18 protein-coding genes and 1 tRNA gene are annotated in these 22,064 nt (G+C 59.1%); 14 read left to right on the forward strand and 5 right to left on the reverse strand.

Going from position 1 to position 22,064, the window contains the following annotated elements:
* Positions 1-121 precede the first annotated feature (121 nt).
* The 8 genes from hisI (at position 122) to F6V25_RS08515 (ending at position 5,698) form a co-directional block, all read left to right on the forward strand.
* Positions 122-502, forward strand: a complete 381-nt coding sequence (gene hisI, locus F6V25_RS08480; RefSeq protein WP_149306187.1) for a phosphoribosyl-AMP cyclohydrolase — start codon at positions 122-124, stop codon at positions 500-502.
* 165 nt (positions 503-667) lie between these two features.
* Positions 668-1,543, forward strand: a complete 876-nt coding sequence (gene hisG / locus F6V25_RS08485; RefSeq protein ID WP_149306186.1) for an ATP phosphoribosyltransferase — start codon at positions 668-670, stop codon at positions 1,541-1,543.
* A gap of 151 nt (positions 1,544-1,694) precedes the next feature.
* Positions 1,695-1,895: a hypothetical protein gene (locus tag F6V25_RS08490; protein ID WP_151128178.1), complete on the forward strand. Its 201-nt coding sequence runs from the start codon at positions 1,695-1,697 to the stop codon at positions 1,893-1,895.
* Between the two features lie 169 nt (positions 1,896-2,064).
* Positions 2,065-2,967, forward strand: coding sequence for a pseudouridine synthase (locus F6V25_RS08495; protein WP_151128179.1), 903 nt, complete (start codon positions 2,065-2,067; stop codon positions 2,965-2,967).
* Positions 2,968-3,066: 99 nt separating this feature from the next.
* Positions 3,067-3,393 (forward strand): zinc ribbon domain-containing protein, encoded by a 327-nt coding sequence (locus F6V25_RS08500; protein ID WP_151128180.1) that lies wholly within the window; start codon positions 3,067-3,069, stop codon positions 3,391-3,393.
* A 221-nt stretch (positions 3,394-3,614) separates the two neighbouring features.
* The gene (locus F6V25_RS08505; protein ID WP_151128181.1) at positions 3,615-4,046 is read left to right on the forward strand and encodes a hypothetical protein; all 432 of its coding nucleotides are present in this window, start codon (positions 3,615-3,617) and stop codon (positions 4,044-4,046) included.
* A 125-nt stretch (positions 4,047-4,171) separates the two neighbouring features.
* Positions 4,172-4,936: an SDR family oxidoreductase gene (locus tag F6V25_RS08510; RefSeq protein ID WP_151128182.1), complete on the forward strand. Its 765-nt coding sequence runs from the start codon at positions 4,172-4,174 to the stop codon at positions 4,934-4,936.
* A gap of 87 nt (positions 4,937-5,023) precedes the next feature.
* Entirely contained in the window at positions 5,024-5,698 is a 675-nt protein-coding gene (locus F6V25_RS08515) for an RNA recognition motif domain-containing protein (protein ID WP_151128183.1), read from the forward strand.
* Positions 5,699-5,850: 152 nt separating this feature from the next.
* Here F6V25_RS08515 and F6V25_RS08520 read toward each other — a convergent pair whose 3' ends face one another.
* Positions 5,851-6,834 carry a zinc-dependent alcohol dehydrogenase family protein gene (locus tag F6V25_RS08520; RefSeq protein ID WP_151128184.1) on the reverse strand — a complete coding sequence of 328 codons (984 nt, stop codon included), beginning with the start codon at positions 6,832-6,834 and terminating at the stop codon, positions 5,851-5,853.
* 3 nt (positions 6,835-6,837) lie between these two features.
* Positions 6,838-8,289 carry an aminotransferase-like domain-containing protein gene (locus F6V25_RS08525; RefSeq protein ID WP_151128185.1) on the reverse strand — a complete coding sequence of 484 codons (1,452 nt, stop codon included), beginning with the start codon at positions 8,287-8,289 and terminating at the stop codon, positions 6,838-6,840.
* A 172-nt stretch (positions 8,290-8,461) separates the two neighbouring features.
* On the opposite strand from F6V25_RS08525, the gene F6V25_RS08530 reads away from it, so the two are divergent.
* The gene (locus F6V25_RS08530) at positions 8,462-8,725 is read left to right on the forward strand and encodes a DUF2917 domain-containing protein (protein WP_151128186.1); all 264 of its coding nucleotides are present in this window, start codon (positions 8,462-8,464) and stop codon (positions 8,723-8,725) included.
* A 74-nt stretch (positions 8,726-8,799) separates the two neighbouring features.
* Here the strand turns inward: F6V25_RS08530 and F6V25_RS08535 are convergent, their stop codons facing one another.
* A complete protein-coding gene (locus F6V25_RS08535; RefSeq protein WP_191966137.1) occupies positions 8,800-11,502 on the reverse strand; it encodes a PocR ligand-binding domain-containing protein in 2,703 nt (900 codons plus the stop codon).
* Between the two features lie 551 nt (positions 11,503-12,053).
* Between F6V25_RS08535 and F6V25_RS08540 the strand changes: the two genes are divergently transcribed.
* Positions 12,054-13,658: a methyl-accepting chemotaxis protein gene (locus F6V25_RS08540; RefSeq protein WP_151128187.1), complete on the forward strand. Its 1,605-nt coding sequence runs from the start codon at positions 12,054-12,056 to the stop codon at positions 13,656-13,658.
* A gap of 94 nt (positions 13,659-13,752) precedes the next feature.
* Here the strand turns inward: F6V25_RS08540 and F6V25_RS08545 are convergent, their stop codons facing one another.
* Entirely contained in the window at positions 13,753-14,073 is a 321-nt protein-coding gene (locus F6V25_RS08545) for a hypothetical protein (RefSeq protein ID WP_151128188.1), read from the reverse strand.
* 386 nt (positions 14,074-14,459) lie between these two features.
* Between F6V25_RS08545 and F6V25_RS08550 the strand changes: the two genes are divergently transcribed.
* The 4 genes from F6V25_RS08550 to hsdR all read left to right on the forward strand — a co-directional run bounded on the left by F6V25_RS08550 (position 14,460) and on the right by hsdR (position 21,903).
* A complete protein-coding gene (locus F6V25_RS08550) occupies positions 14,460-16,700 on the forward strand; it encodes a hybrid sensor histidine kinase/response regulator (protein ID WP_151128189.1) in 2,241 nt (746 codons plus the stop codon).
* A gap of 140 nt (positions 16,701-16,840) precedes the next feature.
* The gene (locus F6V25_RS08555; RefSeq protein ID WP_151128190.1) at positions 16,841-18,295 is read left to right on the forward strand and encodes a type I restriction-modification system subunit M; all 1,455 of its coding nucleotides are present in this window, start codon (positions 16,841-16,843) and stop codon (positions 18,293-18,295) included.
* Positions 18,292-19,497 carry a restriction endonuclease subunit S gene (locus F6V25_RS08560; protein WP_151128191.1) on the forward strand — a complete coding sequence of 402 codons (1,206 nt, stop codon included), beginning with the start codon at positions 18,292-18,294 and terminating at the stop codon, positions 19,495-19,497. Before F6V25_RS08555 ends, F6V25_RS08560 begins: the two co-directional genes overlap by 4 nt.
* A 9-nt stretch (positions 19,498-19,506) precedes the next feature.
* The gene (hsdR, locus tag F6V25_RS08565) at positions 19,507-21,903 is read left to right on the forward strand and encodes an EcoAI/FtnUII family type I restriction enzme subunit R (protein WP_151128192.1); all 2,397 of its coding nucleotides are present in this window, start codon (positions 19,507-19,509) and stop codon (positions 21,901-21,903) included.
* 66 nt (positions 21,904-21,969) lie between these two features.
* Here the strand turns inward: hsdR and F6V25_RS08570 are convergent.
* Positions 21,970-22,046: transfer RNA gene (locus F6V25_RS08570), tRNA-Met, on the reverse strand.
* Positions 22,047-22,064 lie beyond the last annotated feature (18 nt).

Here is a 22,064-nt window from a genome sequence, read left to right on the forward strand (position 1 = left end):
GCTCCGGCGGGCGGCAGTCAATAATAATTAACTTAATGATTATAGGCTAATGTTTCTTGCCAATTGCATTTTGCGGGGTAGTTTCGTATACTTCAGCACTTCAAAAATTGTGGGGGAACAGATGATTCAGATCGATTTCGACAAGATGGGCGGCCTGATCCCGGCCATTATCCAGGACCACGTCTCCGGCGAGGTGCTGATGGTGGCCTTCATGGACAAAAAGACCCTGGACCTGACCCTGGAGAGCGGCAAGACCTGGTTTTTCAGCCGCACCCGCAACAAGTACTGGATGAAGGGCGAGGAGTCGGGCAACACCCAGGAGGTGGTGGAGGTCCTGACCGACTGCGACGCCGACAGCGTGGTGATCAAGGTGAAGCAGAACGGCCTGGCCGCCTGCCATACGGGCAACCGCAGCTGCTTCTATGTCAAATGGGAGAACGGCCAGTGGGTGGAGCACAGCAACCCGCTCTTCGACCCGAAGGAAGTATATAAGAAGGGGTGAATGCGGAGGGATGAATGCGCCCTTTCCGCAATCCCGGTATTGACCCTGGCATGCTGTCGTGCGGCGTAGCGCTGCTACGCCTCCCTGGCATCCCTTGGTCGCCTTGGCCTTGCGAAAAAATCGCATCCACTTGGAAAATCAAAATCGACATCATGCGAGGTTGATATGAACAATGTTCTGAACTTCGGCATTCCCAAAGGGAGTCTTGAGAATGCCACCGTCGAGCTGTTCAAAAAGGCCGGCTGGCAGATCAGCATCTCCTCCCGCAGCTACTTCCCCGGCGTTGACGATAGCGAGATGAACTGCAAGCTGATCCGCCCCCAGGAGATGGGCAAGTACGTGGAGCGGGGCACCATCGACGCCGGGATCGCCGGCCGCGACTGGGTGCGGGAGAACGAGGCGGACGTGGTCGAGGTCTGCGAGATGGTCTACTCCAAGGTGTCGCGCCGCCCGGCCCGCTGGGTGCTGGTGGTGGGCAGCGACTCCAAGGTCCAGGGGCCGGAAGACCTGCACGGCGCCACCATCTCCACCGAACTGGTCGGTTTCACCAAGCGCTACTTTGCCGAGCGCAACATCCCGGTGAACGTGGAGTTTTCCTGGGGGGCCACCGAGGCAAAGGTGGTGGACGGCCTGTGCGACGCCATCGTGGAGGTGACCGAAACCGGCTCCACCATCAAGGCCAACGGCCTGCGCATCGTCTGCGACCTGATGGAGTCCGTGCCGGTCCTGCTCGCCAGCACGTCGGCCTGGGCCGATCCCTGGAAACGGGAAAAGATCGAGCAGATCGCCACCTTGCTCAAATCGTCCCTGGCCGCCGAAGGGATGGTGGGCCTCAAGATGAACGCCCCGGCCAGCCGGATCGAGGCCATCACCAAGGTCCTGCCCAGCCTGAAGAACCCGACCATCTCGCACCTGTACAACTCCGACTGGCTCTCCGTGGAGAGCATCATGTCCGAGAAGGAGGTGCGCCGCGTGGTGCCGGAGTTGTTGAAGCTGGGGGCGGAAGGGATTATCGAATATCCCCTCAATAAAATCATCTAGCGTAGAGGAACGCGCCCTTTCCGCAATCCCGGCGTTGACCTTCGGCATGCTGTCGTGCGGTGTAGCGCTGCTACGTCTCCTCGGCATCCCTCGGTCGCCTTGGCCTTGCAAAAAAATCGCGTTCCGTAGGTAGAATCTAAGGAGAAACTTTATGTCAACCTGTACCAGAACCGGCGACGACTGCCGCTGCACCTACACCCCGGCCTGCCCGCGACGCGGCAACTGCTGCCAGTGCGTGGCCTTTCACCGCGAACGGGGCCAGGCCACCGCCTGCATGTTCACCCCGGAAGGCGAGAAGAGCTACGACCGCTCCCTGGCCAACCTGATGCGGGACCGCAAGATTTCCCTGTAAAAGGGGGCTGCCCAGTTTTCCCCCTCCTTGATAAGGAGGGGGCAGGGGGTGGTTGAGAATTTGATTTACAGGCTACCACCCCCGGCCCCTCCTAAACTAGGAGGGGAGAAATGCTACCACCTACCCCCTCCTGAGCCAGGAGGGGGATTTAAAATCGGTACCCCATACTATGCTCACCTTTACTATCACCCATATCGACCATTGCCGCAGGCTGGAAAGTTTCCTGCGCACCCTCATGCCCAGCGCCTCCCCCGGCTATTGCCGCAAGCTGATCAAGAACGGCGCGGCCAAGCTCAACGCCGCCGCCGCAACGCCGGACACCCTTTTGACCGTGAACGATCGGGTGACCCTCAAGGAGAGCGCCGCCACCGCCTCCCTCATCAGCCAGACCCGCCCGGCGCTGGACCTGCTCTACGAGGACGATCTGGTGGCCATGGTCAACAAACCGGCCGGCCTTCCCATGCACCGCACCGCGGAGCAGGAGGCCAATCTGGTGGACGCGGGGATGGCCTACATGGCCTGGCGCGGCACCCCGTGCAAGCTCTACCCGGTGAACCGCCTGGACCGGGGCACCTCGGGGGCCGTGATCCTGGCAAAGAGTTCCTCGGCAGCCGGCATGTACGGCCGCCACGTCAAGGAAACCGGCTTGGACAAGCTCTACCTGGCGCTGGTGGCGGGGATTCCCGACGAGAGCGGCGTCATTGCCGAGCCGCTGGACGACAAGGAGTCGGAGACCCGCTACCAGATTTTGCTGCACGGGGAGGGGAACGCCCTCTTGGCCGTGACCCCCATCAGCGGGCGCATGCACCAGATCAGGCGGCACCTGGAGATGATCGGCCACCCGGTCTTGGGGGACAAGCGCTACGGCATGGGCGAGCTAGCCGATTACGACGGGTTTGCCCTCCATTCGTTCCGTACGGTCGTGGAGCGCCCGGAGGTGGGACCGCTGACGGTCTGCGCGCCGCTGCCGGAGGGTTTTTGGGGGCTGGCGCAGCGGTATCTCGGGCAGCCGCCGGAGGCGGTCATTGCGCGGCTGGATACGTGTCTGGCTGGGGGCGGGGCAGGGGCGTAATTGCTGGATTCTCTATTTGCCTATAAGCTGAACTAAGGCGGTCGGTGCGAATATATGCTTGCGCTACGACGCAAACCGCCCCACCCGAAAGAAGAAACAATGAAGAAATGCCCCTTCTGTGCCGAAGAGATCCAGGACGCGGCGATCAAGTGCAAGCACTGCGGCGAGTTCCTCGACCCGTCCGCCCGGCTGCTCTCCAAAGGCACCGGCGCCAAGTGGTATTTCCGCAAAGGCTTTATCGTCATCGCGCTCTTGAGCGTGGGGCCGTTCGCCCTGCCGCTCATCTGGTTCCGCCCCAATACGTCGCGCACCTGGAAGATCGGGCTCACCATTGCAACCCTTGTGCTCAGTTGGTACCTGTACCAGGCGACCCTGGAATCCATGAAAAGCCTGAGTGAGTATTACCGGCTGCTTAACGGGCTTTAGGCCGCGAGGGCCGATGGGGGTAATGGATTTCTCTGTGCCTCCGTGTCTCAGTGGCGGATGTCAATTGCTAATTTTTTTATGCCGCGTAAATCATTCGATTTGTGCACAAAATGTGTCAAACGTGAGATTCCACACCAGGCTGTGGGTATTTTCCGGTTGATCGATGGGGCAGATTGGATTATAAACATATAATTTTAATCCATTCCTAAGGAGGAATCACGATGAAAAGAAGTACTGCTGTTTGTGCCGCAATTCTTGTTAACCTTATGTTTGCCGCCGGTGTCATGGCTGCCGACCCGCTGCAGAAGACCGACGACGTGCTGAACAAGTCCGCCGCAACCGTGGATAAGGCCGCTAAGAAGAAAGCCGATGCAAAAGCCAAGGCAACCGATGTGAAAGCCAAGGCTGGCCAGAAAGAAGCCGATGTGAAAGCAAAGGCCGCCCAGAAAGAGGCAGACGTGAAAGCCAAGGCTGCCAAGAAAGAGGCCGACGTCAAGGAGAAGGCAAAGGCCAAAACCGATGCCGCCAAGGCCAAGAAACAAAAGGTCGACAGCAAGGTAGACGCCACCAAGAAAAAGAAAGACGCCGTGGCCAAGGATGCCAAGGATCTCAAGGAAGGCACCATGAAAGATATGCAGGACATGAAAAAATAAGCGTTCAGTATTGGCACTGATCGCTGTAGGGGAAAAGCCGCACATCTTTTGTGCGGCTTTTTCTGTTTTATCCCTGCCCGTTATGTAGTACAAAGCAGACAGCATACACCGAAGGAGGGGCAATCATGAGTGGACAGACCATTTTCATTACCGGGGCATCGGCAGGCTTCGGCGCTGCCTGCGCCCGCATCTTCGCCCAACCGGGCAATCGTCTGATCCTGACGGCCCGACGCATCGATCCGTTGCTGGCCTTGCAGAAGGAGCTGGCCGGCACGGCCGATATCCACATCATCCCATTGGACGTGCGCGACCGGGAGGCGGTGAAGGGGGCGGTCGATTCTCTGCCGCCGGCCTTCCGCGAGATCGACGTGCTGATCAACAACGCGGGCCTGGCCCTGGGGCTGGAACCGGCTCACCAGGTCAATCTGGACGATTGGGATACCATGGTGGACACCAATATCAAGGGGTTGATGTACTGCACCCGCCTGATCCTGCCCGGTATGGTGGCCCGCAACCGGGGGCACGTGGTCAATATCAGCTCCACCGCCAGTTCATGGCCCTATCCGGGGGGCAATGTGTACGGCGGCACCAAGGCATTCGTGACCCAGTTCTCCCGCAACCTGCGCTGCGACCTGCTGGGGACCAAGGTGCGGGTGACCTGTATCCAGCCCGGCATGGCCGAGACCGAGTTTTCCAAGGTGCGCTTCAAGGGTGACGATGCCAAGGCGGCCCAGGTGTACGAAGGGGTCGAGGCCCTGACGGCCGCAGATATCGCCGAGACGGTGCTGTGGGCGGTCAACCGCCCGCCCCACGTGAACATCAACACCCTGGAGGTCATGTCCATCGACCAGGCCTGGGCGCCGTTCGCGATCCACCGGGAGGGGCTGTAGGGGCGTAGTGCATACGCCCCGGATTGGGCGAACATCGGTTCGCCCCTACGATTCGCATATTCAACCGCAGGATGAAGAGGATAGAGCATGGCTAAGGAATTATACGTAGGACACCTGCCGGAAGAGGTGACGGAAGAGGACCTGTACAAGCTGTTCTCGGTGATGGGGATGGTCACCTCCGTGCACCTGATCATCGACCCCGAGACCAAGGAGTTCAAACGCTGCGGCTATGTGCGCATGGCGGCGAGTGTGGACCCCCAGGAGGTGGCCGAGACCCTGGACGGCGCCTATCTGATCGACCGGGTCATCACGGTCAGTATCGCCCGTGAGCAGAAACCGGACAAGCCGGGCACAGCGGGCAAACCGGGCGGGGCCGGAAGACGGGGACCAGGCGCCGGGGCCAAAACCGGGACCGGGGCAAAGTTCGGCGCTAAACCGAAGCCGGCAGCGGGCGCGAAGCCGGGTGCCGGAACACGGTCTGCCGCGGGGCCGAGGCCTGCTGCGGAGGCAAGACCCGGAGCGCGATCTGAGGCCGGAGCGAGGGGCAGCGCGGGAACGCGGTCTGCTTCGCGAACAAGGTCTGATGCGGAATCAAGGGTTGGCGCTGGAACAAGGTCCGACGCTGGAGCACGATCCGGTGCCGGTGCGAGATCTGATGCCGGGGCGAGGCCCGGCGCAGGGGCAAGGCCGGGCAGCGGCGACCGCAGCGGCAGGCCCTCCCGTCCGGGCGGCGACAGGAAAGGGCCGCGCAAGGGACGTTAAGCAAGACAAGAGTACATCTGCCACAGAGACACGGAGAAAACCCAAAAAGGAGCCTGAATAGTTCCCTCCCCTCGCTGGGGGGAGGAACATTCTGGTTCTGTCTTTGACGTTCTCCGTGTCTCTGTGTCTCTGTGGCAGATTTTGATTCCAAGTTACGGCACCAGCACCCCGGCCCCTCTGATCCTCCCCGCCCGCAGGGCCGCCAGCGCTTCGTTGGCCTGTTCCAGGGGAAAACGTTGCACCTCGGTCCGTACCGGCACCTGGGGTGCCAGCTTCAAAAACTCTTCCCCGTCGCGGCGGGTCAGGTTGGCCACGGAGGCGATGCTCCGCTCCCCCCACAGGATGTCGTAGGGGAAGGACGGTATGTCGCTCATGTGGATGCCGCCGCAGACCACGATCCCCCCCTTGGCCACCGCACGGAGCGCTGCCGGCACCAGTTCCCCCGCCGGGGCGAAGATGATGGCCGCGTCCAAGGGCAGCGGCGGTGCATCAAAGGAGCCGCCCGCCCAGCAGGCCCCCATTTCCCGCGCAAATGCCTGTCCCGCCGTGTCCCCCGGCCGGGTGAAGCCGTAGACCTCCCGTCCCTGCCAGGTCGCCACCTGGGTCACGATGTGGGCCGCGGCCCCGAAGCCGTAGATGCCGAGCCGTTTTCCCTGCCCGGCCATGCGCAGGGAACGGTAGCCGATCAGCCCGGCGCAGAGGAGCGGGGCGGCCTGGGTATCGGGATACCCCGCTGGCAGCGGGAAGCAGAACCGGCTTTCGGCGGTGCAGTAGTCGGCAAAGCCGCCGTTCTTCTGGTAGCCGGTGAACAGCGCCCGGTCGCAGAGATTTTCCCGCCCCGACTTGCAGTAGTCGCATTCCCCGCAGGTGCCGCCCAGCCAGGGGACCCCGACCCGGTCGCCGGGCCGGAATCCGGCCACGCCCTCCCCAAGGGCCTCAACGACCCCCACGATCTGGTGCCCCGGTATCAACGGCAGTTTGGGCTCAGTCAACTCCCCATCCACCACGTGCAGGTCGGTCCGGCAGATGCCGCACGCCGCAACCTTCAAGAGCAGTTCTCCGGCCGACGGCTGGGGAACCGGCACCTCCCGCAGTTCCAGCGCACCTCCCTGACGTTCCATGACCATTGCTCGCATGGTTTACTCCCCCAATAGCTGGTGGGCCAATTCGCCCAGTTTTTTCACGCCCTGTTCGATCCCGTCGTCCCAGGTGGCGGTGGAGAGGCGGATGAAGTTGCGGTACTTGTTTTCCGTAAGGGTGAAGAGCGAGCCGGGGGCGATACCTATCCCCTGTTCCAGGGCCCGGTGGTACAGGGTGATGGAGTCGATTTGCTCCGGCATCTCCACCCAGAGGATAAAGCTCCCCGCCGGGTGGGTCATGCGGGTCCCCTCGGGGAAGAAGCGGACCACGGCGTCCCGCATGAGGGACATATTGCGGCTGTAGAGGCGGCGCACCGTCCGCAGGTGATGGTCGTAGCCGCCGGTGGCCAGGAATTCGGCGACGGCGAGCTGGGTGGGGGAGGAACAGGCGAGGTTCATCATCATCTTGAGCCGTTCCATGCGCTCCTGATAGCGCCCGGCAATGGCCCATCCCACCCGGTAGCCGGGGGAGAGGGTCTTGGAGAAGGAGGAACAGTAGATGACGAGCCCCTTGCGGTCGAAGGACTTGGCGGCCACCGGGCGCTCGTTGCCGAACACCAGGTCCCCGTAGATGTCGTCCTCGATCAGGGGGATCTCGTGGCTGGCCAGGAGTTCCACCAGTTCGCGCTTGCGTTCGACCGGCATGAGGCTCCCCAACGGGTTGCCGAAGTTGGGGATCACCAGGCAGGCGCTCACCCGGTTGTGTTCGATGGCGTAGCGCAGCGCCTCGATGCTGATCCCCTCCCGCGGGGTGGCGGGGATCTCCAGGGCCTTCAGCCCCAACTCGGCGATCATCTGGAGGAAGTTGAAATAGAAGGGGGATTCCACCGCAATGGTGTCGCCGCTGCGGCAGGTCGCCCGCAGGGCCAGAATGACCGCTTCGACGCAGCCTGCGGTGACCAGCACCCCGTCCGGGGTGACGCTGATTCCGGTCTCCAGAGAACGCCGGGCGATCTGCACCCTGAGCCGCTCCCAACCAGGGGGCATGAGGTAGGATACGCTCAGGTCGCCGAACCGGCGCGTCTCGCTGGCCAGCATCCGGTTCAGCTTGTCCACCGGCAGGTGGCGCGGGTTGGGGATCGCGCCCCCCAAGGGCAGGAGGTCCCGGTTCATCATGTTGCGGATCACCTGATGGCAGAGCTCGCTGATGGTGACCGTGGCCGGCCTGATCCGTGCCGAGGGGGAGTGGGGGAGGGAGGCGATCTCCGGGGCGCGGGCACGCACGTAATAGCCGGACTGGGGGCGGGCCTCGATCAGTCGCTGGTCTTCCAGCAGGGCATAGGCCTGCATGGCCGTATTGATGCTGACGTCGAAGCGCCGGCTGAGTTGCCGGATCGACGGCACCCGGTCGCCGGCCCGGAAGGTGCCCTGCCCGATCAGGCCCGCCATCTCTACGGCGACCCGCTCGTAGAGCGGCGCCATGCTGTCCGAAATCGTGGTCGCGTTTATCATGGTGCCAGGATACCTTACTGTATTGGTAAGAGAATAGGTACAGTTGAGCTGGTTTTGTTTGGATACAGATACTGTATCATGCAACTGTTATGGTTACAAATCAGAATTTCTGTGCCTGTTTTTTTAACGTGGGAAGGGGTAAGGTCGCAGCATCAGAAGAGGAGGTGGGGTCATGGAGTGTTGTCTGGCAGAGGGAGAATTGCTGCGTCTCAACGGTGGGCCGGCGGGATTGCGGGTACGCTGTTCGTCGGGAACGGTGTGGCTGACCCGGGGCGATGCCGCGGATTACCTCATCGCTGTGGGGGATTGTTTCGACGTGGCTGCGGGGCAGGCCGCGCTGGTGGAGGCCCTGAAGCCGGCCGAGATCCGTCTGGGCGAGTTGCCCGTGGCTGGCGGTGTGCCCCATAAGGCCCCCATCGGCTTGGCGGCGTGCTGACCCCGGTCGCATTACGGGGAACACCCTGCCGTAACGTGGATGGGGCACAGGCGATTTGGGGTGTCTGAGCAACATCATGGGTACGAACGATCCAGTATCTCCCGTATCTTCCGGAGCAGTTCCATCGGCTGGACCGGTTTCATGATCAACTCGATATCTTCCCCGGTTACCCCGCGATTCAGAATGAAGTCAGCGGTATAGCCGCTGGAATACAGCACCTTGACATCGGGCTTGAGCAGAACTATCTCTTCATATGCTTCCTTGCCGTTTTTCTTCGGCATGATCATGTCCATCAGGATCATGGCTACCTTGTCCCCGTGCTCGGTAAATTTATCGACCACATCCTGCCCATCCACCGCCTCGATCACGTCATAACCGAACCTTGTCAGCAGGGATACCACGAGATTGCGAACATCCACATCATCCTCGGCCACCAGGATGGTTTCGGTGCCACCCTTGGGCGGGGCGACCGGCACGATTGTTTCCGCCTGCCCGGACTGTTCGATCCCATGGATCGGCAGGTATATCCTGAAGGTCGTGCCCTGACCCGGTTCGCTGTAGACATCGATGAAACCGTTGTGCTGTTTGACGATCCCATACACGATCGCCATGCCGAGGCCGGTGCCTTTCCCGACCTCCTTGGTGGTATAGAACGGCTCGAAGATCCTTTTACAGGTTTCCTTGTCCATGCCGATGCCGGTGTCGGATACGGTCATCACCGCATAACTGCCCGGCTCGGCACGACCGGATTCATGGTCGGTTGAAGCCTCGACCGTCTGGAATCCGGTTTCTATGGTCAACAGGCCGCCTTTTCGCATGGCATCGCGGGCATTGGTCGCCAGGTTGATCAGGACTTGCTCTATCTGTCCCCAGTCGGCATAAATTTTGAGCCTGTTTTCACAGATTATGGTCTTGAGTTGTATGTCCTCTCCAATGATCCGTGTAAGGAATTTCTTAACATTTTCTATGATGTCGTTGAGATTGACCGGTGTGAGGGCCATGACCTGCTTGCGGCTGAAAGCCAGGAGGCCTTTCGTCAACTGCGCCGCCTTCTCCGAAGCGGCAAGAATATGATCTATCTCGCCTTGTTGCCGGTCATCCAGCTTGACGTCCATCTTCAGCATGTTCCCATAGCCACTGATTACCTGCAGGATATTGTTGAAGTCGTGGGCAACCCCGCCTGCAAGCTGTCCCACCGCCTCCATTTTCTGCGATTGCCGGAGTTGCTCTTCCAGGTGGATACGCTCGTTGAGCATTCTGGATACTTTGATCGAGCTGAAGCTCAGGGATGAAACCATGCTGGTAAGTTTGGCGTAGAACTTCATGCCCGCATCGGCTGCTTCCCGGCTGAAACGCGGCACCCGGTCGAGCGCCGCAAGGTATTCCGCCTCATCGAAGCCGTAACGCCGGGCCTGTTCCCGGAACAGTTCCACATCGGGTACTTCATCCTCATAGAAAAATTGCCCGATGAATACGTTTCCCATGTGCTTCCCCCCGACCACAAGAGGGGTTACCATGTCCCACATGTTGTTCTTGCAGCGATAATGCCTGAATGTCCCTACCGGTACGCCATGGGTGAGATTGATGTCGCTTTCGATGCAATTCTTGAGCGTGTCGGGATGACACCGGTGAAACTTGGTACAGATATCCTGCCAGCCGACAGCAACCAGGACCTTTCCCGAAACATCGAGCACGGCACCCAGCATGCCGGTAATCCGGTAAAAATCTTCCAGCATGGATTGCAGCATTTCGCAATCGATAATTTCGGAGAGTTCCAGGGCGCCGATATCGCCTTCCGGCTCCAGGATGGCGCGGAGTTTATTTTTAACCGTGTCTTCACTCCTCTGGAGGGCCTCCTCCGTCTTCCTGCGCTCCTCAACCTCCTCCTCGAGCATGGCCGCCTGTTCCTGCAGGGATTCCTGGGCCATCTGGCGTTCCGCCAATTCCTCTTCGAGCTGGAGTGTCTGTTTGTGCAGATTCTCTTCCAGTGACTTGTGTTCGGTGATATCCCGCAATACGGCGAGCAGCTTCTCCGGATTCCCGGCTTCGCCTTTAACCGGTGTAACGATGACCTCCCACCATTTCGGTGTGCCGTCCTGGGTTGGGCAATACCCCTCAAAACTCCCTTGATGGCCCTGCCGGGCGTTGGCGACGGCAGCCCGTGCCGCGTCGCGGTCTTCCCCGTGCCAAAAGTTTTCGTAGGGCATGTTCAGAAACTCATCGATATTTTTGATGCCGAGTCGGCGCTGCCCTTCGGGGCTCATGTACTGCAAGCGCCCCTCCGGATCCAGGAGTTTGATGCAATCGGTGCTGCTGTCGATAATGCTTTGATTCAAGGCGCTGCTTTCCCGTAATGCCTGGACCGTCCTGGTCAATTGGGTGTTCAGTTCCCGATTCTCGGCCAGGGATTTTGCAAGGCTGGGCATGGTAAGGACTTTAGGAATCTGGGGGATGAAGTAGATGGCGGAAGCGATGGATATCACGGCGGTAAATGCTTTGACATACCCTTCTTGCCAATAGGCTGGGTCATAGATCGTATAGGCAGCGAAAAAGTGGGTCGTGCCACATGCCAGAATGAACGCCGCAAAACTTATCAGCATTCCGTAGTAGGTGATGCCACGCCGCTTGTAGGCGTAATAAAGCATTGCGAACGCGATGGCATAATAGGCGATTCCGGTTGCTATATCGGAAACGACATGGAGCCGGACCAACCCCGGTTCCCATGAGAAGCAGAAACCGTGGGCCATATAATCATTGGTTACCTGGTGGTGGGCCACGCGACACCTCTTTTTATGAGAACGGCGTTTTGGGTCGTTTGTTCCATTATACTGTTATTTACTAGAAATTGTTGGTTTGTAAAGCCTTTTCAGTTTTTTGACCGCATTCTCTTTTAAAAAATAACGGTGGCCTGGCGCACGGTTGATGTACGGTCTCTGGCCGCCCCGGTTCGCTCCTTCACCAGATATGTTCATCGATGCCAGAGAGCACATCTTGCATGTGGCGCCGTTGTTAGGAATGTGGTTTCGGCTATTTGACACATATGATGGTTTTCTTTTGATCTCGCCCGGGAAAAACGGCTCACCGTCCCGGCGTGGCCGTTTATTTTGTGCCGGGACGGGAAAAGCTCCAGCAGAAGCCAGTTTAGTCTTAAATTTCAATGATAAACATATGATGTGACGACAAAGACGACACCGGTGGCCTGCTTGATATCGTGTATACAGTGAACACAGTAAGGAAATTTAATGGTATTGTAACAAACTTTTATTACGCGATATGGCGGCGACATCCTGTCGCTCCGCTATCACTCCATGACTATGAGGAAACCAGTATGAAGTTGAGTCACAAGTTTTTTATCGCCAACGTAATTGTCGTTCTTTTGGCCGTCGCGGCCACATCGTCGCTGGGTCTTTATGAGATGCGCAAGGAATTCATCCGCAAGGCGTCCGTGGACCTGGAGGCGCGCATGAAGACCTTCCACCAGCTGCTCAAATTCAAGGGGGCGGAACTGCGGGTGGCGGACGGCAAGCTTAAGCAGGGCGATTATGTCATCAACGACAATTTTGAACTGCCGGACAGCATCAAGGAGATCTTCGGCGGGGCCGCCACCATCTTCATGGGCGATGTCCGCGTCTCCACCAACGTCATGAAGCCGGACGGCAGCCGCGCCGTGGGCACCAAACTCCAAGGTCCGGCCTATGATGCCGTCATCAAGGAGGGCAAGCCGTACCGCGGCGCGGCGCCCATCCTGGGCGTCCCGTATTTCACCGCCTACGATCCGTTGAAAAACGCCGCCGGCGAGGTGGTGGGTGTCCTCTATGTGGGAGAAAAGCAGAGCGAGTACCTGGCCGTCTATGACCGCCTGAAGTATGTCACCGCAGCTGTGGCCGCCCTGCTGGCCGCCCTGTTTTCCTTCCTCTCCTTCCTGTTTGTCCGCAGGGCGCTGCAGCCCTTGGGGCGGATGGTTGCCCTGATGCACGATATCGCCCTGGGTGAAGGGGACCTGACGGTCCGGCTGAACATCACGGCGAACGACGAGATCGGCGAGGCGGCCGGGTATTTCGACCGGTTTGTGGATAAGCTGCAGGCGGTCATACGCAAGGTGGCCGACAGCACCCACGATGTGGCTGCCGCATCCGCTGATCTGCACGATACCGCCACCCAGATCGCCACCGGCGCCGAAGAGTTGGCCTCCCAGGCCGCTACCGTATCGACCTCGGGCGAGGAAATGGCCGCTACCTCCCACAGCATTGCCGACAACTGCAATGCCGCTGCCGGTAACTCACACCATGCAAGCACCCTCGCCAGCAGTGGGGCCGGGATCGTCATGCAGACGGTCGAGGGGATGCAGAAGATCGCCGCCAGGGTTCAGGAAACGGCCCGCCAGGTCGCAGGGCTCGGCGCGCGCTCCGATGAGGTCGGCGCCATTGTGGGCACCATCGAGGATATCGCCGACCAGACCAACCTGCTGGCGCTCAACGCCGCCATCGAGGCCGCCAGGGCCGGAGAGCAGGGGCGCGGTTTTGCCGTTGTGGCAGACGAGGTGCGCGCCCTGGCCGAACGGACCACCCGCGCCACCAAGGAGATCGCCGGGATGATCCGGGCGATCCAGGGGGAGACCCGAACGGCGGTGGATTCAATGGAAGCCGGTGTACGGGAGGTGGAGGCGGGGACCACCGAGGCCGCACGTTCGGGGAGCGCCTTGCAGGAAATCCTCGATCAGGTCAACGAGGTGACCGGCCAGATCAACCAGATCGCCACCGCGGCCGAGCAGCAGAGCTCAACCAGCAGTGAAATCAGCAACAACATGCACCAGATCACCGAGGTAATCAACGCCACGGCCCAATCGACCCACGACACCACCAGGGCCGCCGACAAACTGGCTCACTTGGCGGATGAACTGAGCAAGCTGGTCGGGCAGTTCAAGCTCTCCTGAGCTCCGCTCTCCCGGGGACTTTCCCCAAGAGAAGAGGCCGCACGGCAGTGAACCGTACGGCCTCTTTTTCCTGTTGCGGGAGCTTGAAGCCGGGTCATTCGGAGATGTAGATGTTATCGCTATCCTCGTTGAGCCATTTCAACTGTTCCTTGAGTTGCTGCAACTCCTGGTCGGTGTATACCGCCGACCCCTTGTCGATCTCCCTGTTCAGTCTGTCGATCCTCTGCTGGACCGTATCGGCCCGGTCGGTGGGGCAGTTCATGGCCACCAGCAGGCACTCGTCCTTCTGCGTTTCCTGTATCGCTTTCATATCCGGGTCCATGGTTGCGCCCGTATAGTCATCAGCCAGGAGCGGCACGGCCGAGAAGACCATGGCTGCCGCCAGCACTGAAAATATTCCGCGTGTCCTTGTCATGGCACACCTCCATCCGTTGTCATGTGTTTCATATGCATATATGGTAACCAATTCGTGTACCGATGTAAATGATAATGATAATCTTTATCATAAGCGTTGTCTGAAGCCGTAGGGAGACGGCACGAAGCGGCGTGAGCTGACAAACAGGCTGGCCTGGGGGTGGGCTGTTTGGGGGGCAGAGATTTCATCCGCTCCGGCCAGGTGAACCGCGCGGGTATGAAAAAATAGCGGCTGTGGAGTGAAGGCGCAGGATAAAAATTGACTACGAAGCGCTTCTGGTAGAATAATGGCCGGCCATGCGCCCTCTGGATTCAGTGCGCTCGATCGACGGCCTTTTTTTCCCATGGTATCCTTGTCCGGTAACCCAGAGTTCGGGATGAACGCCAATGGCGATTAGTTTGTTTATATCTCTCCAGATCTTTCTGGCCGGCATCTGCACCTATACGGCCATCCAGCATTGCACCCTGGCGCAGCACCGGCCGCAGCGCCGCGTCCATTACCTGTTCGCCGCCATATCCTTTCTCATGGCGCTGTTCGCCTTGTCCAGCATCCAGACTTTCCGGATAGCGGACGTGTCCCCCAACTTTCAGGCGCTCCGCCTGAACCTGGCCATCTTCAACCTGTATATCGCCCTGTGGCCCTGGTTTATCGCCGAGTATACCGGGGTGCGCCCGCGGTGGGTGCTGGCCGGGATCACCGGGATGTTCGCCCTGTTGTTCCTTGCCAACCTGACTCAGCCGTACACTCACACCTTTTCGGAGTTCCGCGGGGTGGAGCGGGTGCCGCTCCCTTGGGGCGAGAGCATCTACCGTCCCCTGGGCACCAGGGGCATCTGGAAGCCGATGATCGTGGCGGCCCTTCTCTCCACGTACGCCTACGGATTCTACGCCCTGGCGGTCCGCTTCCGCCGGGACCATCGGCGCACGGCCCTGTTCATGATGGCTGCCGTCGGGTTGTCCCTGGCCGGTTCCGTGGTCGGTTTCCTGTTCCGGCTGGGGGTGGGCGGCATCCCTCCCCTCGGGCCGTTGGCGTACCTGGGCATGATCATCGTCATGGGGCTGATCCTGAACTATGAAATCCAGGAGGACCGCCGGCATATGCAGACGGTCCTGGACCATGTGCCGGCGCAGATCTTTATGAAGGACCCTCTGGGGCGCTATGTGATGGTCAACCGCCGTTTCGAGGAGATGTTTCATGTCACCAACGCCACGGTGTGCGGGAAGACCGATTACGATATCTTTCCACCGGGTGAGGCCGGTGCCATGCGCGCCGCCGACCGGGAGGCGCTCGCCACCAACCGTTCCCTGGAGTACGAGACGAGCGGCTCCTCGGACGGGCAGCCCCGCATCTTCTCCGCCATCAAGGTTCCGCTGTACTACTCCGACGGTTCCCCCTTTGCCATCTGCGGTATCGCCACGGATATCACCGAACGCAAGCGGCAGGAGGAGGACCTGAGGCAGGCCAAGGAACAGGCCGAATCGGCCAACCGGGCCAAAAGCGAGTTTCTGGCCAACATGAGCCATGAGATGCGGACCCCCATGAACGGCATCATGGGGGTGGCCAGCCTCATGACGCTGACGGATTTGAGCGACGAGCAGCAGGAGTATCTGGAATGCATCCAGCTCTCCTCGGAAAACCTCCTGACGCTCATCAACGACATCCTGGACCTTTCCAAGATCGAGGCCGGGAAGGTCGTGCTGGAGCTGGCCCCGTTCAGCCTGAGGGGCTGCATCAGCGATGCCGTCCGGGTCCATATAACGACCATCCACGCCAAGGGTCTGACGCTGAAGACCGATATCCCGGCCCAGGTGCCCGATGCCCTGACCGGTGACCAACTGCGGCTGAAACAGGTACTGATCAACCTGATCGGCAATGCCGCCAAGTTTACGGAACAGGGGGAGATCAAGGTTTCCGCCGTCCTCCTGGAGACCTGCGACGATACGGCCCTCATCCGGGTCAGCGTAGCGGATACCGGCATCGGTATCGACGCGGCCGCCATCGATGCCATCTTCGCCCCCTTCAGCCAGGCGGATTCATCCACCACCCGCCGGTACGGCGGCACCGGGCTCGGGCTCTCCATCAGCAGGCGTTTCGTAGAGCTCATGGGAGGGAACATCCGGGTGGAGAGCAGGGTCGGGAACGGCAGCCTGTTTCAGGTGACGATCCCGTTCGCCGTCAACGAGTCCCGCCTGGAACGCCACGACCGCAGAAACGACGATTCCGTGCAGTCCTGGGCAGGCCCGCCCCTGCGCATTCTGTTGGCCGAGGATCAGGAGAGCAACCGGGGGTTCACCGTCAAGATCCTGCAAAAGATGGGGCACACCCTGGAGGCGGCCCGGGACGGCAGGGAGGCGGTGGAGAAGTGGAACCGGGGGAGTTTCGACGTGATCCTGATGGATGTGCGGATGCCGGTCATGGACGGCATCGAGGCTACCGGCATCATCCGCGGGCGCGAGGCGGCCAGGGGAGGGCATATCCCGATCATCGCCCTGACGGCCCATGCGTTCAATGAGGACCGGGCGCGGTTCCTCGCCCAGGGGTTTGACGGCTATGTGGCGAAACCATTGGAGATCGGGGTGCTGAACGAGGAGATCCGGCGGCTGGCTGTGGGGGGCGGGGTGGAGTGACGGTAAGCAATCCACCAAGCATGAACCCCTTCTTATGGAGCCTTTTTCCGTTGGATTCTACCAGGGCAATCTGCTATGAATACATACTGAAATGCCGGGCTGGCAAATGCACCTGCAACTAAATTAACAGATAGGAACCAATGTTCGAGCAAACCTTCAGAAACATCGACGACGCCCTGAGAAAAGAAGCGGGTTGCACGACAGAGTTGGACTACACGGAGCAGACCTCCTGGCTGCTGTTCCTGAAATATTTGGATGACCTGGAGCAAGAGAGGGTGACGGTGGCCGCGTTGGAGGGCAAGAAATACTCCTTCATCCTCGACAAGCAATACCGCTGGGATAGCTGGGCCGCACCAAAAAAGCGGGACGGCAAGCCCGACCACAACAAGGCGCTTACCGGCGACGATCTACGCGACTTTGTTGACCGCAAGCTGTTCCCCTATCTGCACGCCTTCAAGCAGAAGGCCAGCGGGCCGAATACCATCGAGTACAAGATTGGCGAGATCTTCGGCGAGATCAAGAACAAGATCCAGAGTGGCTACAACCTGCGTGAGATCATCGACCATATCGACGAACTGCACTTCCGGTCGCAGGCCGAGAAACACGAACTGTCCCATCTCTACGAGGCCAAGATCAAGAACATGGGTAACGCGGGGAGAAACGGCGGCGAGTACTACACCCCGCGCCCGCTGATTCGTGCCATCGTGCAGGTGGTTAAGCCCAAGGTAGGGGAACGCGTCTACGACGGCGCCTGCGGCTCTGCGGGCTTCCTATGTGAGGCCTTCGACTACATGAAGGGGTTTAGCGGCCTCACCACCAGCAATTTCAAGGCGCTGCAAACGCGCACCTTCTACGGAAAAGAGAAGAAGTCCCTGGCCTACGTCATTGCCATCATGAACATGATCCTGCATGGCATCGAAGCGCCCAACATCGTCCACACCAACACCCTGGCCGAGCCCCTTGCCAATGTTCAGGAGAAGGACCGCATGCATGTGATCCTGGCGAATCCTCCCTTCGGCGGCAAGGAGCGCAAGGAAGTGCAACAGAACTTCCCCATCCGCACCGGCGAAACGGCCTTCCTCTTCCTCCAGCACTTCATCAAGATGCTCAAGGCCGGAGGACGGGCGGGCGTGGTTATCAAGAACACCTTTCTCTCCAATACCGACAACGCCTCGGTGAGCTTGCGAAAACTCTTGCTGGAGAGTTGTAACCTGCACACCGTCCTCGACTGCCCCGGCGGCACGTTCCAGGGCGCGGGCGTCAAGACCGTGGTGCTGTTCTTCGAGAAGGGCGCGCCGACGCGCAAGGTCTGGTACTACCAGCTCGACCCCGGCCGCAACCTGGGCAAGACTAACCCGCTCAATGACGACGATCTGGCCGAGTTTATCAAGCTGCAAAAGACCTTTGCCGTCTCGCCGAAGAGTTGGAGTGTTGACATTTCCAGTATCGACACCACTACATTTGAACTCTCGTCCAAGAACCAAAACGTTAACGAGGAAATCTTGCATAGAACCCCGCAGGACATCATGGAAGAAATAGTGTTGTTGGATGATGAGATTTCCGAGGTGCTGGAAAATATCAAGGCGTTACTATGAAGACTGGCTGGCAAACAAGCACCTTAGGTGATGTACTCGATGTCCTTCGTAACGGAGTCAACTGTAAACAAGATAAAAGTGGTATCGGAGAGAAAATTTCCCGCATAGAAAGTATATCTGGTGCATGGTTTGACATTGAGAAGGTCGGCTATGCCAACCTCAGTGAGCTAGATAAGCACCGGTATCGTTTAAAACGTGGCGACATCCTGTTTAGCCATATTAACAGCCCTGCTCATGTAGGAAAAACAGCAATATTCGATTGTGATGAACCCGTGTATCATGGTGTGAACCTACTGCTTATGCGCCCCAAAGAGGTGGTCACATCTGACTATTTGAATCATGCACTGAAATATCTTTTCCAAAGTGGCTATTGGCACGGTGTATGTAAACAGTCAGTTAATCAGGCAAGCGTCAATCAGCAGGATATTTCAAAGGTTGAAATTAGTTTCCCGAAGTCGCTCCCAGAACAACACCGCATCGTCGGCATCCTCGATGAAGCGTTTGACGGCATCGCCACCGCAAAGGCCAACGCCGAAAAGAACCTCCAGAACGCGCGCGCGCTCTTTGAAAGTCACCTGCAAGCGGAATTTGCTGAGGCATGGCAAGTTGGCAAACTGGTAACGCTTACAGATTTAGCAACTGACATCACAGACGGCGACCACATGCCTCCACCAAAAGCCCCAAGCGGTGTTCCATTCATTACTATTGGGAATATTATCAAGGATACTCGCACGATAGACTTTGCCAATACATTCATGGTGCCAAAGGAATACTACGATGGACTGAAGCCCAATAAAAAACCAAAGATAGGGGACGTTCTCTACACTGTAACCGGATCATTCGGTATTCCAGTCCTGGTTTCCGATAGCCTCAATTTCTGTTTCCAGCGCCATATAGGACTGGTTCGCCCGAAGTCAGAGGTGGACAGCTCTTGGCTTTACTACCTACTGATGTCTCCACAGGTCTTTAAACAGGCAAACGATGGAGCGAACGGGGCTGCACAGAAAACGGTTTCCTTGAAGCTACTGCGAGGTTTTGAGGTGCCGAAAATATCTCTCACCCGTCAACTGTCAAGCGTTGCAAAGCTCGATGCTATTGCTGAAAACACCAAACGCCTCGAATCCATTTACCAGCGGAAACTCGCCAAGCTGGAGGAGTTGAAGAAATCCCTGTTGCACCAGGCCTTCACCGGCCAGCTTTAGGAGCGTGGCATGAACGAAGCCGAAACCAGAGCCGAGCATATCGACCCTGCCCTTAAAGCGGCTGGCTGGGGCGTGGTCGAGGGGAGCCGCATCCGGCGCGAGTACCCGATCACCCTTGGCCGCATTGAGGGCCACGGCAAGCGCGGTAAGGCGCTGACGGCCGACTATGTTCTGGAGTACCGCAACACCAAGCTGGCGGTTGTGGAAGCCAAGGCGTGGGATAAGCCGCTGACAGAGGGTGTAGGACAGGCCAAGGACTATGCGGGCAAGCTGGCTGTCCGCTTCACCTATGCGACCAACGGGCAGGGCATCTACGGCATCGACATGCAGACCGGCGCAGAGGGCGAGCTAGCGCAGTACCCGACGCCGGATGAACTGTGGAGCCGCACCTTTGCCACACAGAACGCATGGCGCGACCGCTTTGCCGCCATACCCTTCGAGGATCGCGGCGGCTACTTCCAGGGGCGCTACTATCAGGACATTGCCGTTGAAAGAGTGGTGGCGGCCATTGCCGACAACCAGCCGCGCATCCTGCTGACGCTTGCCACCGGCACGGGCAAGACCTTCATCGCCTTCCAGATCGCTTGGAAGCTGTTTCACAGTCGCTGGAACTTGACCGACTGGAAAAGTGAAGGCGAACCGACCCGCCGACCGCGCATTCTATTCCTGGCCGACCGCAACATCCTGGCCGACCAAGCCTACAACGCTTTTTCCGCCTTCCCCGAAGACGCGCTGGTACGCATAGCGCCCGACTCCATCCGGCAGAAGGGCAGAGTGCCAACTAACGGCAGTATCTTCTTCACCATTTTCCAAACTTTTATGAGCGGGCCGGGCGACACGCCCTACTTCGGCGACTACCCGCAGGACTTCTTCGACTTCATCGTCATCGACGAGTGCCATAGAGGTGGGGCCAACGACGAGAGCAACTGGCGCGACATCCTGGACTATTTCGCGCCCGCCGTGCAGCTCGGTCTGACCGCCACGCCCAAGCGCAAGGACAACGTGGACACCTACGCCTATTTCGGTGAGCCGGTCTTCATCTACTCCCTCAAGGACGGCATCAATGACGGCTATCTCACACCGTTTCGGGTAAAGCAGATTTCCACCACCCTGGACGAGTACATCTATACCCCCGACGACAAGGTGGTGGAAGGCGAGATCGAAGCCGGTAAGCTGTACGAGGAATCGGATTTCAACAAGATCATCGAGATCAAGGAGCGCGAGAAGAAGCGTGTCGAGATATTCATGGCGCAGATCGACCAGAGGGAGAAGACTTTGGTCTTCTGTGCCACTCAGGATCACGCCCTGGCGGTGCGCGACCTCATCAACCAGATCAAGACCAGCAGCGACCCAAACTACTGCCAGCGGGTGACGGCCAACGACGGCGCGCTGGGCGAACAACACATGCGCGACTTTCAGGACAACGAGAAGACCATCCCCACCATCCTGACCACCTCGCAGAAGCTCTCCACCGGCGTGGACGCGCGCAACATCCGCAACATCGTGCTGATGCGTCCGATAAACTCCATGATCGAGTTCAAGCAGATCATCGGGCGCGGCACCCGCCTCTACGACGGCAAGGATTACTTCACTATCTATGACTTCGTAAAGGCGCACCACCTCTTTAGCGACCCGGAGTGGGACGGCGAGCCGATAGAGCCGGAGGCGTGCCCCACGTGCGACTCTTACCCGTGCGTATGCGAGAAACAGCCCCCACAACCCTGCCCAGTGTGCGGAGAGCGTCCCTGTGTTTGTGAAAAAACACCACCAGAGCCATGTGATAAATGCGGCCAGCGGCCATGTGTGTGCAAGAAAAGGGCGAAGGTGAAACTGGCCGACGGCAAGGAACGCACCATTCAGCACATGACGTTGACGAGTTTCTGGCATCCCGATGGTACACCCATGTCGGCACAGCAGTTCATGGAAGCGCTCTTCGGCAAACTGCCCGAGTTCTTCAAGAACGAGGAAGAGCTGCGCGCGCTATGGAGCAGACCGGACACGCGCAGAAAACTGCTGGAAGGGTTGGCCGAGAAGGGGTTCGGTAGGGACCAACTGACCGAGATGCAGAAGATCATTGAGGCGGAGAAGAGCGACCTGTTCGACGTGCTCGCAAATGTCGCCTATGCCCTGTCGCCACTCACCCGCGAGGAGCGGGCAGCAAAGGCCAGGGTGATCATCACCCAGTACTTCACCACCAAACAGCAGGTATTCCTCGGTTTCGTTCTCTCCCATTACGTGAATATCGGCGTGGAGGAGTTGGACCAGTCAAAGCTGACGCCGCTCTTGAAGCTCAAGTATCACGACTCCATCGCCGATGCCGTGGCCGACCTGGGCAGGCCGGAGGACATTGGGAAAGTGTTTGCGGGTTTCCAGAGGTATCTGTATGAACGGCAGGCGGGGCCGTGAGATGAAAGACAGTTGGTAACGAAAAAGCCCGGCAGCTTTGACAGCTGACCGGGCTTTTTCGTTAAATGGTGGCGGCGCAGGGACTTGAACCCCGGACATCACGGATATGAGCCGTGTGCTCTAACCAGCTGAGCTACGCCGCCAAAATCATTGAGTAAGGT

The organism is Oryzomonas japonica (genome assembly GCF_008802365.1).
GTDB classification, from domain to species: domain Bacteria; phylum Desulfobacterota; class Desulfuromonadia; order Geobacterales; family Pseudopelobacteraceae; genus Oryzomonas; species Oryzomonas japonica.

What these genes read in the sequence shown, in the direction of transcription:
- F6V25_RS08525 (WP_151128185.1), bottom strand. Translation starts at nt 8,289, where the DNA reads ATGATAAACGCGACCACGATTTCGGACAGCATGGCGCCGCTCTACGAG.
- F6V25_RS08510 (WP_151128182.1), top strand. Translation starts at nt 4,172, where the DNA reads ATGAGTGGACAGACCATTTTCATTACCGGGGCATCGGCAGGCTTCGGC.
- F6V25_RS08550 (WP_151128189.1), top strand. Translation starts at nt 14,460, where the DNA reads ATGGCGATTAGTTTGTTTATATCTCTCCAGATCTTTCTGGCCGGCATC.
- F6V25_RS08490 (WP_151128178.1), top strand. Translation starts at nt 1,695, where the DNA reads ATGTCAACCTGTACCAGAACCGGCGACGACTGCCGCTGCACCTACACC.
- hisI (WP_149306187.1), top strand. Translation starts at nt 122, where the DNA reads ATGATTCAGATCGATTTCGACAAGATGGGCGGCCTGATCCCGGCCATT.
- F6V25_RS08530 (WP_151128186.1), top strand. Translation starts at nt 8,462, where the DNA reads ATGGAGTGTTGTCTGGCAGAGGGAGAATTGCTGCGTCTCAACGGTGGG.
- F6V25_RS08500 (WP_151128180.1), top strand. Translation starts at nt 3,067, where the DNA reads ATGAAGAAATGCCCCTTCTGTGCCGAAGAGATCCAGGACGCGGCGATC.
- F6V25_RS08505 (WP_151128181.1), top strand. Translation starts at nt 3,615, where the DNA reads ATGAAAAGAAGTACTGCTGTTTGTGCCGCAATTCTTGTTAACCTTATG.
- F6V25_RS08515 (WP_151128183.1), top strand. Translation starts at nt 5,024, where the DNA reads ATGGCTAAGGAATTATACGTAGGACACCTGCCGGAAGAGGTGACGGAA.
- F6V25_RS08520 (WP_151128184.1), bottom strand. Translation starts at nt 6,834, where the DNA reads ATGCGAGCAATGGTCATGGAACGTCAGGGAGGTGCGCTGGAACTGCGG.
- F6V25_RS08495 (WP_151128179.1), top strand. Translation starts at nt 2,065, where the DNA reads ATGCTCACCTTTACTATCACCCATATCGACCATTGCCGCAGGCTGGAA.
- hsdR (WP_151128192.1), top strand. Translation starts at nt 19,507, where the DNA reads ATGAACGAAGCCGAAACCAGAGCCGAGCATATCGACCCTGCCCTTAAA.
- F6V25_RS08545 (WP_151128188.1), bottom strand. Translation starts at nt 14,073, where the DNA reads ATGACAAGGACACGCGGAATATTTTCAGTGCTGGCGGCAGCCATGGTC.
- F6V25_RS08540 (WP_151128187.1), top strand. Translation starts at nt 12,054, where the DNA reads ATGAAGTTGAGTCACAAGTTTTTTATCGCCAACGTAATTGTCGTTCTT.
- F6V25_RS08560 (WP_151128191.1), top strand. Translation starts at nt 18,292, where the DNA reads ATGAAGACTGGCTGGCAAACAAGCACCTTAGGTGATGTACTCGATGTC.
- hisG (WP_149306186.1), top strand. Translation starts at nt 668, where the DNA reads ATGAACAATGTTCTGAACTTCGGCATTCCCAAAGGGAGTCTTGAGAAT.
- F6V25_RS08555 (WP_151128190.1), top strand. Translation starts at nt 16,841, where the DNA reads ATGTTCGAGCAAACCTTCAGAAACATCGACGACGCCCTGAGAAAAGAA.